Genomic DNA, 11704 nt, shown 5'->3' with positions numbered 1-11704 from the left:
AAATCCTTTCTATTATAGTATTTTTGCGCTTATATTTTATTGAATATTCTTATATTTCGTTATTTTTAGTTTAACACATATGAAAAAGAGAAAGAGGTTGAAATTATAATTGCTGTAGATGAATAAATATGCCTTTTACCTTGACGATATAAAGTAATTGTTGTTATGGTTAAACATGAGTGTATAAAAGGTTTGCTAAAGGAGTTTTAGAATGAAGCGGTTAAAATGGGGAAGATTAACAATCCTATTAGTAGTAATTCTAGGTATATGTTGGTTCTTTTTCCAAGGAGTTCAAAAGAGTGAAACAAATGTAGATATTCAGCCTTTACAAGTGGCAGAGCTACCTAAAACAGGGCTATCTGAAAAAGTAGTTCCACCAAAATATATACCACCAGAAATTGATGTAAAAGCAGCTATTATTATCGATGCGAGTAATGGAGAAGTTATTTATCAAAATAATGAAAATGAAGCTGTTGCCCCTGCTAGTATGTCAAAAATGATGACAGCATATCTCGTTTTAGAGAGTATACATAATGGGAAAGTCCGCTGGGAAGATCCAGTGAAAATAAGTGCGAAATCGGCACAAACAGAGGGTGCAAAAATCCCAATGCAAGTAAATGATACATTAACTGTTAAGGACTTATATCATGCGTTAATGATTGAGTCGGCTAATAATTCGGCTGTCGCTTTAGCAGAACATGTAGCTAAGACAGAGAAAAACTTTGTTCAACTTATGAATGAAAAAGCCCAGCAGTTAGAAATGTCAGATAAAGCTAAATTCGCGAATGCTTCCGGATTACAGGAGCCCGACGGAAGTGAAACAAAAATGACAGCAGCTGACGTAGCGAAATTAGCGTATCATCTTATAAAAGACTATCCAGAGATATTAGAAGTGACTCACTTACGTCAAAGTCAGTTAGCATTTAATAATATTAATGTTACAAACACAAATGAGATGTTAAACAAAAATAATAAAGCTTTATATATAGAAGGAATAGACGGATTAAAAACAGGATTTACAGATAGCGCAGGGTATTGTTTTACAGGTACTGCAAAACAAGGCGATAATCGCATCATTACAGTTGTTATGGGGACGAAGGGTAAAACAAAACGTTTTACAGAAACAAATAAATTAATGTCCTATGCATTTCAATTGCTTAATTAGGTGAAGAAATAAGTAAATTAGATTGTTATAAAAATAAAGCAGACAGTTTATTGAACCTTGATGTTGGTGCCAATAGACTGTTTTTTTATTCTTTGACGTATTGGGAGTAAAAACTTAAGTGATATCATTTGAGTTTGATTTTGTTTGTTGATATTATTAAGTTAAGAACTTATTATTAATAAGTTTAGGAGGCATTATATGCTTCATACATACGATACTGCCTCAAATAAAAATTGGAGGGAATTGTGATGGCAAAAGATTTTTACTCAGCAATTGAAGACAGAAGATCTATTTACGCGATTAGTAAAGAGCAAGTAGTTTCTGATGAAAGAATTCAAGAAGTGATTTATCATGCTGTGAAACATACACCTTCGGCTTTTAATTCCCAAAGTGCAAGAGTTGTTGTATTACTAGGTGAACAACACGACAAATTATGGGATGTTACGAAAGAAACGTTACGAAAAATTGTACCCGAAAATAATTTTGCACCTACGGAAGAGAAAATGAATGCATTTAAAAGTGGCTATGGGACAGTTTTGTATTTTGAAGATAGTAAAGTAGTAGAAAGTTTGCAAGAGAACTTTGCACTATACAAAGATAATTTTCCTACATGGTCTCAGCAATCTTCTGGAATGTTGCAATTTGCGATTTGGACAGCGTTAGAGATTGAAGGTTTTGGTGCTACGTTGCAGCATTATAATCCGTTGATTGATGAAGAAGTAAAAAAAGAATGGGATGTACCTAAAAACTGGAAGTTAACTGCGCAAATGCCATTTGGTAAACCGGTAGTTTCGGCAGGAGATAAAGAATATCAGTCATTAGAAACTCGTGTGAAAATTTACAAATAAAATAAAAAGGTGAACAGAGATATAATCTGTTCACCTTTTTATACATGGTAGGAGTTTGTATGCTGAATTGTTTTCATCTGTTCTTTTAATTCATTTTTCTTTGTTTCAATAGTGTGTACCTTTTTAAATGTTGCAAATGATAATAAGTGAGTAAGTATATAGTAAATTTCGATATTATTAGTTATGTGATCGTCTATTATTTTTTCCACAAATGCAACCCCTCTTTGTATGTGATTATACATATTCTATCAATAAAACCCTAATAATTCCATATTTAGAAGAGGAAAAATAATCAATTGTGTTTTTGGAAGGGGAATGCTCTCAAGTCGGATGGAATTTTCGTGTGTGAAATCTTACAAATCATCACTTTGTTTAAAATCATACATAGTATTGAGAATTCATTTTCTTAATATATTATACTATTGATAAATAAGGGTTTTTTTGTCATGATAAGAGTGTGCCTCATGAACAAGAACTTTCTAGAAAAATATATTGTGTTTATGTATTAGATTAATGGAATTTCAATATTAGATAGAAAGTGTAAAATCTATATTGAAATAACGTATAAAATTTTAAATTTTGATGTAATACATAAGAAATTTGAAAAAATCGTTGCAAAAACACACTGTTTAATGGTAAAGTTCACATGAAGTTCACACGGAATTCACTTCAATCGTTTAAAATAAACGACGTGTGAAAAATAAAACTCTTGCTAAAAAATGGAACTGGATGAATATTTTACTTTGATAATATTGTAAAGTATTAAGTTTATAGTTTTTTCTTAAGAGGATAGTAGGGAAAGGAAGTAAAGACAACTTATGAAAAAAGTAATCGCAGGTTTAGCAGCAGCGTCTGTAGCAGGCGTAGCAGTTCCTGGAATGGATTCTGCTCATGCACAAGTTTCAAATGATGCGCTAAAAGAAATTAATGGACAAACTCAAACTCAAACGACTGTAACTGAAACAAAAACGGTAGAAACAACTTCTGAATTAAAATACACGGTAACAGCTGATGTATTAAATGTACGTTCAGGTGCTGGTACAGGACATAACGTTATTTCTAAAGTGAAATCAGGTCAAGTACTTCAAGTAATTGGACAAGAAAACGGTTGGTTCAAAGTTAGTGTAAACGGTCAAACAGGTTATGTAAGTGGGGACTTCGTAACAACTGGTGGCAATAAAGGAACTACTACTACTGTTCAGCAAGGAACAGGTACTTACACAGTAAACGTTTCTTCATTAAACGTACGTACAGGCCCAAGTACATCTCATACTGTTTTAGGTTCTGTAAATAAAGGAAAAACAGTTCAAGTTGTAGGTGAAGTTCAAGATTGGTTTAAAATTAACTTCAATGGTGGAACTGGATACGTAAGCAAAGACTTCGTAACAAAAGGTGGTTCAGCTGTATCTAACCAAACTCAGCAACCAACTACAAACAACAATACTACTACAGTTCAAACTGGTGGATCATATGTTGTTAACACAGGTGCTTTAAAAGTACGTACAGGTCCAGCTACATATAACCCTGTAATTGGTGGGGTAACAAATGGTACAGTATTAAACGTTACTGGCGCTGAAAATGGTTGGTATAAAATTAACCATAATGGCCGCACTGGTTACGTAAGTGCAGACTTTGTTAAGTTTGTAAAAGGCGGAGTGAACAACGTTACTAATAACGTTCAACAACCAGTTAAAGATGTTCAACAACCAGTTAAAGAAGTTCAACAACCAACAACAGGTGGAGATACATCTTCAATCGCTGGATTCGCTAGATCTTTAAATGGTTCACCATACAGAACTGCTGGTACAACACCTGCTGGTTTTGACTGCAGTGGATTCATTCACTACGTATTAAATCAAACTGGTCATTCAGGCGCTCGTCAAACAGTTGCTGGATACTGGAGCTCTAAAACAAAGACTAACAGTCCACAACCAGGTGATTTAGTATACTTCCAAAATACTTATAAATCAGGTCCTTCTCACATGGGCGTTTACTTAGGTAATGGACAGTTCATCAGTGCAGAAACTGACGCAACTGGCGTACGCATTAGCTCTGTAAGCAACTCTTACTGGAGTAAGCACCTATTAGGTTACACAAAAGCATACTAAGAAAAAGTATTTTTTATACTTTTTGTATAGAGAAAAGGCTTTCCAGGGAAACTTGGGAAGCCTTTTTCATATTTGGATAGATTACAAATATAGAAGCATTTATTTTAATTTCCCATGTAAAAATTTAGCATACAAATCATGAAAGTAGTTGGGACGAAATAAGTTTGCTGCATGTCCAGCTAATGGGATCTCTTTATATAAAACGTTCGGAAGAATGGACTTTAAATCAAAGAGACAAGATTTATAGAGATGATCATGTTCTCCCATCACCCATAATATAGGATGGGGAAGTGCTTTTAATTTAGATTTCAAGTCGAATTCTAAGCGATGTCGTAATGACTCAGCAATAATGGAAGAGTGTAATTGTAATCCGAAACGGTAATAAATATTTCTTGAAATTACAGCGAATGGATTAGCCTTTAATATCCCGCTTGGGAAAATAGTATTTGCATACTGAGAAAGCCAAGCTGAATATTCATCCCCGCGTTTTTCCCAAAATCTCTGAAAAACACTATATAAACGGGAAGGATTATTATAATGTCCACCAATATGACAAATGCTTAATACTTTTTCAGGATGCATTTGCGCAAATGTCGTAGAGATATAACAGCCGTAGCTTAGAGCGCAAATATGAGCTTTTTTAATACCCTCTTTTTCATACAAGTTCAACAATTGATCTACGAGGCGCTGTATTGAAAAGTCGATAGCTTCTCCTTTATCATCTCCGTGACCTAATAAGTCATAAGTTATAATGTTGTAGTATGCAGAAAATCGTTTATGCTCTTTTTTGAAGGCACGGCGATTTCCAACTAATCCATGAATAAAAATAATTGTTTCCTTTTCAGAATGTTTATTTGTTTGCAAAAAGGATACTCCTTTCAGTAACTGGAGATTTATTTAGTATTTTAAATTGGCTAATTAAGAAAATCCGTTATATATATTCTATGCCTAGTCTAGCATTTGCATAGAATAATATTAAGTACCAGGTAATAATATCAGATGTTTATATCTGTTGTAAAGATGAGTTTATATGTATATTTTGTGAAAATAGAAAAAGTGTGTTTACATTCAGTTTACATTTATATCGTATTCTATTTTTAGAAATCATAGTTTTGTTGAAAACGAGGAGATGAACGACAATGGAAGTTGGGAATACAGAAAAGAAAAAAGGAAATTGGAGGCAGTTTTTACGTCTTATTCAAGATACAAATCCACCGAAAGGTATTCTTATTTTTGCATTATTAATGAGTTTACTTTCTACTGGAGCGAGTTTGTTTATTCCGATGTTAACAAAAGGATTAGTTGATAATTTTTCGCTTTCTTCAATTAGTACAGGACAAATTGTTGGGTTAGTCGCATTCTTTATTATGCAAACAATTGCTGCAGGATTGTCAATTTATTTACTGAATTATATTGGACAAAAAATTGTAGCTGGACTTAGAGAACGATTGTGGAAAAAGGTACTTATTTTACCAGTGTCTTATTATGATCAAAATAGAACTGGAGATACAATTAGTCGTATGACAAATGATACAGGTGTTGTTAAAACATTAATTTCTGAGCATTTGTCAAACTTATTAACAGGCGGTATCTCAATTATTGGATCGTTAATTGTATTATTTGTTTTAGATTGGAAAATGACAGCATTACTTTTAACGGTTATTCCATTATCTGTACTGATTTTAGTGCCACTTGGACGGAAAATGTATAAGATTTCAAAAGCACTTCAAGATGAAACAGCTTCTTTTACAAGTGTGTTAACACAGGTGTTATCAGAAATTCGTTTAGTGAAATCTTCAAATACGGAAAAAAGAGAATATGAAACAGGTAATACAGGTATCCAAAAGTTATTGCAATTTGGTTTGAAAGAAGGAAAAGTGCAAGCGTTAATTTCACCAGTTATGTCGTTTGTTTTAATGGCGTTGCTTGTTATTATCGTAGGGTATGGTGGAATGCGAGTTTCTAGTGGCGCATTAACAACAGGGGAACTTGTAGCGTTTATTTTATATTTAGTTCAAATTATAATGCCAATGAGTCAATTATCTATGTTTTTCACACAATTCCAAAAGGCAATTGGTGCAACTGAAAGAATTAATACGATTTTAGAATATGAAGTAGAAGACCATGAAACTGGTGTGAAAGTTACAAATGCAAAGCAGTCGATCGTTATTGAAAATGTGAATTTTGAGTATAACGAAGATGAGAAAGTATTGAAAAATATCGATTTCACGATTGAATCTGGAAAAGTAACAGCGATTGTAGGACCAAGTGGTAGTGGGAAAACAACTTTATTCTCGCTATTAGAACGTTTTTATGAGCCGACTAATGGTGTAATAAAATTAGGAGAAGAACCAATTACGGCCTATTCATTACAGTCATGGCGACGTCAAATTGGTTACGTTTCACAAGATAGTCCGTTAATTGATGGAACGATTCGTGATAATATTTGCTACGGTGTTGAGAATGAAGTGACGGATGAAGAAATTGAAAAAGTGGCAGCAATGGCATATGTTGATGCGTTTATTCATGATTTACCGAGCGGCTACGCAACAGAAGTTGGAGAGCGTGGTGTGAAGCTTTCTGGAGGGCAAAGACAACGAATTGCGATCGCTCGAGCGTTACTACGAAATCCACAAATCCTTATGTTAGATGAAGCGACTTCAAGTCTTGATAGTAAATCCGAATCGGTTGTTCAGAAGGCGTTAAATAACTTAATGAAAGGTAGAACAACTTTAGTTATTGCGCATAGACTTTCTACTGTTGTAGATGCAGATAAAATTATCTTTATTGAAAAAGGGAATCTTACAGGAAGTGGCTCACATGATGAGTTATTACGGACACATGACATGTACCGTGAATTTGCAATGCAACAATTGAAAATTAAAGAAGGAGCATTATAGAATGAAAACAATCAGTGAGGGGGCACTTCACTGATTGTTAATTTTAGAGTGCTAAAAAGTATGTTAAGCAGAAAGGAGATGATTCCTTGATACCCAAAATATTAATTGTAGATGATGATCCGCACATTAGGGAACTTGTTTCTGTATTTTTGGAACGAGAAGGTTTTCAAACATATGAGGCCGTTGATGGATTAGATGCTCTTCGAAGAATAGAAGAAGTGAAAGTTGATATGGCGATTCTTGATATTATGATGCCAAATATGGATGGGTTTGATTTATGCTATGAATTAAGAAAATACTATGATATACCGATTCTTATGTTAACTGCTAAAGGTGAAACATCTCAAAAGATAAAAGGGTTTCACCTCGGAACAGATGATTATCTTGTAAAACCATTTGATCCTTTAGAATTAGTTGTGAGAGTGAAGGCATTGTTGAAACGTTATCAAATTACAGTATCGCAATCTATTCAAGTTGGGAATGTACTGTTAAATCGTAAAACATTTGAAGTTAACGCCGGAGAACAAACGGTGACGTTGCCGTTAAAAGAATTTGAATTACTCTTTACATTAGGATCTAAAGCGGGAAGAACTTGTTCAAGAGAGCAATTAATAGAAGACGTATGGGGATATGATTTTGAAGGGAATGAACGCACGCTAGACGTTCATATTAATCGGTTGCGTGAAAAGTTTCAAGAAGAGTTATCGAAGTTTAGTATAAGGACGATAAGGGGATTAGGGTATCGCTTAGAGGTAAGTAAATGAGAAGAAGAGAACGAATGAGTAAGTTGAAGATGCTGAAAGTAATTGGAGCGGTAATAGCGCTCTTTTCTTTTCTTACTATAATCTGGTCTATCGCATTTTTTGTATCATCTAGTGTATTGAAAGCTCTTGAAATAAACGTATCGCCTTTTATTACTTTTCTAATTAGTGATATGGTCGGCTTTGTATTTATTGTTCTTATTTGGACATTAATCGGGATTTTAATGAGACCGAAGCGAGAGGCGATGATTTGGACTATTATTGAACCGATACAAAAAATTGCAAAAGGAGATTTCTCTGTAAAAATACGAAATGAAGAAAAGTATGATGGAGAAATTGGTGTACTCGTAAAAAGTATCAATGATATGACAGATGAACTGAACGCAATGGAGAAACTGCGCCAGGAATTTGTATCGAATGTTTCTCATGAAATACAGTCACCATTAACTTCTATAAAAGGGTTTGCTAGAGCGCTGCAAGATAATAATCTTTCTGAGGAAAAAAGAAAGCATTATCTTACCATTATTGAAACTGAAACAACGAGATTATCTAAACTGAGTCAAAATCTATTAAAGCTAACACTTTTAGAATCAGAAGAGTATACACCAGAAAGAGTGAGTTATCGATTAGATCAACAGTTAAAGCAAGTTGTATTAAATAGTGAACCGCTGTGGGCTGAAAAAGAAATTGAGTTAGACCTTGATTTAGAAAAAGTGCAAATTACTGCCGACCAAGAAAGTGTGAGTCAAGTATGGATCAATTTAATTCATAATAGCATTAAATTTACTCCAAGTGGTGGTACGATTACAATTCAGTTAAAAAAACATGAGACATTAGTGGAAGTACGTATTCGTGATTCGGGAATTGGTATATCCGAAGAACAGAAACAATATATTTTTGAACGTTTTTATAAAGCGGATTCTTCACGAAATCGTACTTATGGAGGAAGTGGCTTAGGTTTGGCCATCGTAAAAAAAGTACTCGACCTTCATCAAGGAGAAATAAAAGTCGAGAGTGTGGAAGGGAATGGTACGGAATTTATTGTGTGTATTCCGAATTATGAAGAAAAATAGTGTTAGGGGAGTTCCCCTATGCTCATCAAGTTAAGATTATATAAGTTTAATGGCAGGTGAGATTTGTTCTTTAGCTAAAGATTCAGTGTGATTTATAAAAATCATGGTGGAATGTATATATATTGTATATGGAGAATATGAAAGAAATTATGTATGGTTAATGAAGAAGTATGGATTAGAACAAGGCAAAAACCCTAAATAAAGAAGCAGCTGACCATATGAGGTAGCTGCTTCTTTATTTACCAGACAGGTCTTACTCCCGATGAAAATTTACCTTCTCTTGCTTCATAAACTAATTTTGTTAAATCTTCTCTGATCATTTGCATTCGTTCAGCACCGATGTTTTCACTCCAGCGCTGTTCTATCTCAGCTATTATTTCCTCTTTTGCTTTGACTACTAACCAACCTCGTTTAGTCAAAATAATAATTTTCCCTCTTTTATTAGTACGATGAGTTTGGCGCATTACATAACCACTATTCTCAAGATAATCCACCATTTTACTCACAGCTTGCTTTGTAATTCCTAAATATTTGGCTAGTTCTATACCCGTTGCTCCATCAATGCTGATACATTTAAGTATAAAACCATGTGCAGGTTTTATATCGCCAAATCCTAATTCGCTCAATCTGTCATGTAGTTCATTAATGGATGCACTAAAAGATAATGACAACAGAGATGTAAGATCTAATTCACTAAAAACTTGATGATTCATACGTAAAACCTCCTTAAAAGAAGTTAATTAAATTGACTATATTTGAAACTTATTGTACTACATGAATCAAAATCAATCAAATTGATTAAATTAAAAATGTTATAATAGATTAATTACAGTAAACTAAGTTGACTTAAATTCAATCATCTTATATTATAAAAAACGTAGTCAATTTAATTGACTGTTTAGCTTGTGTGATAAAAGAAAGGGGTTTGCTAAAAAAATCAAAATGCTATGATTCAAAATTTATAATGGAAAAGGATGAATGATTAAAGTGAATGAAATTAATCACGATGTACATAAACCTGTAAAAGCAAACAGGTTATGGATAATTCTTGTATTAGGGATACTTACAGCAATTGGACCGTTGGCCATTGATTTGTACTTGCCTTCGTTACCAAAAATAACAGATGATTTACAAACGAGTGCCTCTTTTACTCAGCTTACGTTAACAGCTTTTTTGCTCGGGCTTGCGTTGGGACAATTATTCATTGGTTCTATTAGTGATATTTATGGGCGGCGCAAACCTTTAATTATTGCTCTTATTATTCTTGTTGTATCTTCTTTACTTTGCGCGGTAGCACCATCTATTTGGAGTTTAATTCTTTTACGATTTTTACAAGGGGCTTCAGGTTCCGCAGGTATTGTTATATCGCGTGCCATGGTACGCGATATGTACTCAGGTTCTGAAATGACAAAGTTTTTCTCACTGCTTATGTTAGTCAACGGAGCAGCACCGATTTTAGGGCCCATGATTGGAGGACAATTGTTAAAGGTTACATCATGGCATGGTGTATTCGTTGTTCTTGGAGCAATATGTGTCTTTATGTTAGTATCTGTTATTTTTCTCTTACCCGAGACATTACCTCCAGAAGAGAGAGCAACAGGTGGTTTAACAGGAACGTTATCAACATATAAGAGATTACTGAAAGATCGTTTGTTTATGGGGTATGCTTTGTCACAAGGGTTAGTAATAGGAGCGATGTTTGCTTATATCTCGGGATCACCGTTTGTACTGCAAAATATATATGGAGCATCCCCTCAAGAATTTAGTGTGTTTTTTGCTCTTAATGGTATAGGTATTATTATTGCCACCCACATTACCGGTCGTTTAGCAGGGAAGCTACGTGAGAAAACATTATTTGTAGTTGGTATTGGTATTGCAGTTGTCGGTGGTATTTCTTTACTTCTCACGATTGTATTAGGAATCGGATTAATTGGTGTTTTATGTTCATTATTCCTTATTGGATCAAGTGTTGGGGTTGTATCAACACCAGGTTTTTCTCTAGCAATGAAAAATCAAAAACAAGCTGCTGGAACAGCTGCAGCATTGCTTGGGTTGTTCCAATATATTTCTGGAGCGCTTGTTGCGCCTTTAGTTGGGATTGGAGGTAGTAATACAGCACTCCCTATGGGGATTGTGATTGTCTTATGTGAAGTGGGAGCAGTTTTATGTTATATATTTATGGCAAATCGTAGTGAAAAACAATTTGAACTGCGAGAAAAGCAAAATATATCGGCATAAAAGTACAAAAAAGAACTAATTCAATCTGATATGCTCCCTTTAAGGTAGACAGATTAAAAAATAAAAATCTGTTGTATCTTAAAGGGAATTTTTCTATGTCAAAAGCCCATACTCTATGGAGTAAAAAAAGAAATGTTACTTGCTTATAAGAAAGGAGAAAGTACACTTCAAGAGATCTGTTCAAAGCATAAAATCACGGTAGGATCGTTAAAGGAATGGATGAAACGATTTGAAAACTATGGTATGTCAGGATTAAAAAAATCAACATCTTGGAAACATTATTCTAAGGATGTAAAATAAATCAAATGCTCATAGCTAACTGTGTAGAGATAAAATTTTCATTTGTGGGGTATTTCAAAATCTTATCTTGATGGGTTTGGGGAGTTTCTCTAACATTATGTGTCTTTAAAGACACATTTACCATTACTACAACTATATTGATAAGCTATTCCTTCGTTATTTTGTAATCGAGTTCTTTATCTTTCCTAAAGTCAATGAATGCTTCTGCACCATGATTATCATCATCTACATCAATAAATTGAACGTGTCGTATAGAATAACCCTTCCTTTCATTCAATCCTCTTGCTTGTAAATTTTCTATAGTTACCTAG

General features: G+C 33.9%; 10 protein-coding genes and 1 pseudogene. 8 read left to right on the top strand and 3 right to left on the bottom strand.

The annotated features are described in order from the left end of the window. Positions 1–211 precede the first annotated feature (211 nt). The 3 genes from CDB3_RS14745 to entFM all read left to right on the top strand — a co-directional run bounded on the left by CDB3_RS14745 (position 212) and on the right by entFM (position 4121). Entirely contained in the window at positions 212–1165 is a 954-nt protein-coding gene (locus CDB3_RS14745; RefSeq protein ID WP_128855008.1) for a D-alanyl-D-alanine carboxypeptidase family protein, read from the top strand. Positions 1166–1413: 248 nt separating this feature from the next. Further along, a complete protein-coding gene (locus CDB3_RS14740) occupies positions 1414–2013 on the top strand; it encodes a nitroreductase family protein (protein WP_128855007.1) in 600 nt (199 codons plus the stop codon). Between the two features lie 818 nt (positions 2014–2831). After that, positions 2832–4121: an enterotoxin EntFM gene (gene entFM, locus CDB3_RS14730; protein WP_128855005.1), complete on the top strand. Its 1290-nt coding sequence runs from the start codon at positions 2832–2834 to the stop codon at positions 4119–4121. A gap of 99 nt (positions 4122–4220) precedes the next feature. On the opposite strand, the gene CDB3_RS14725 is transcribed toward entFM, so the two are convergent. Further along, on the bottom strand, positions 4221–4985 hold the full coding sequence (locus CDB3_RS14725) for an alpha/beta fold hydrolase (RefSeq protein ID WP_128855004.1): 765 nt from the start codon (positions 4983–4985) through the stop codon (positions 4221–4223). Positions 4986–5260: 275 nt separating this feature from the next. Here CDB3_RS14725 and CDB3_RS14720 point away from each other — a divergent pair, with 275 nt between their 5' ends. The 3 genes from CDB3_RS14720 (at position 5261) to hitS (ending at position 8855) form a co-directional block, all read left to right on the top strand. After that, positions 5261–7021, top strand: a complete 1761-nt coding sequence (locus CDB3_RS14720) for an ABC transporter ATP-binding protein (protein ID WP_128855003.1) — start codon at positions 5261–5263, stop codon at positions 7019–7021. An 86-nt stretch (positions 7022–7107) separates the two neighbouring features. Then, positions 7108–7785 (top strand): envelope stress response regulator transcription factor HitR, encoded by a 678-nt coding sequence (gene hitR / locus CDB3_RS14715; protein ID WP_097832467.1) that lies wholly within the window; start codon positions 7108–7110, stop codon positions 7783–7785. Beyond that, positions 7782–8855 carry an envelope stress sensor histidine kinase HitS gene (gene hitS / locus CDB3_RS14710; protein ID WP_128855002.1) on the top strand — a complete coding sequence of 358 codons (1074 nt, stop codon included), beginning with the start codon at positions 7782–7784 and terminating at the stop codon, positions 8853–8855. Before hitR ends, hitS begins: the two co-directional genes overlap by 4 nt. Before the next feature lie 239 nt (positions 8856–9094). On the opposite strand, the gene CDB3_RS14705 is transcribed toward hitS, so the two are convergent. Next, positions 9095–9568 (bottom strand): MarR family winged helix-turn-helix transcriptional regulator, encoded by a 474-nt coding sequence (locus CDB3_RS14705; RefSeq protein WP_128855001.1) that lies wholly within the window; start codon positions 9566–9568, stop codon positions 9095–9097. A gap of 265 nt (positions 9569–9833) precedes the next feature. On the opposite strand from CDB3_RS14705, the gene CDB3_RS14700 reads away from it, so the two are divergent. Next, positions 9834–11093, top strand: a complete 1260-nt coding sequence (locus tag CDB3_RS14700; protein ID WP_128855000.1) for a multidrug effflux MFS transporter — start codon at positions 9834–9836, stop codon at positions 11091–11093. A gap of 132 nt (positions 11094–11225) precedes the next feature. Further along, the gene (locus CDB3_RS14695; protein ID WP_128854999.1) at positions 11226–11393 is read left to right on the top strand and encodes a helix-turn-helix domain-containing protein; all 168 of its coding nucleotides are present in this window, start codon (positions 11226–11228) and stop codon (positions 11391–11393) included. Between the two features lie 95 nt (positions 11394–11488). On the opposite strand, the pseudogene CDB3_RS14690 reads toward CDB3_RS14695, so the two are convergent. Then, a pseudogene (locus CDB3_RS14690) lies at positions 11489–11688 on the bottom strand (DUF3139 domain-containing protein); the annotation flags it as partial. Positions 11689–11704: the final 16 nt, after the last annotated feature.

Origin of the sequence: Bacillus sp. CDB3 (assembly GCF_002081505.1) — a bacterium.
Lineage (GTDB): Bacteria > Bacillota > Bacilli > Bacillales > Bacillaceae_G > Bacillus_A > Bacillus_A cereus_AT.
Note: the sequence above shows the minus strand (reverse complement) of the source record. Positions and strands in the feature narration are given on the sequence as shown.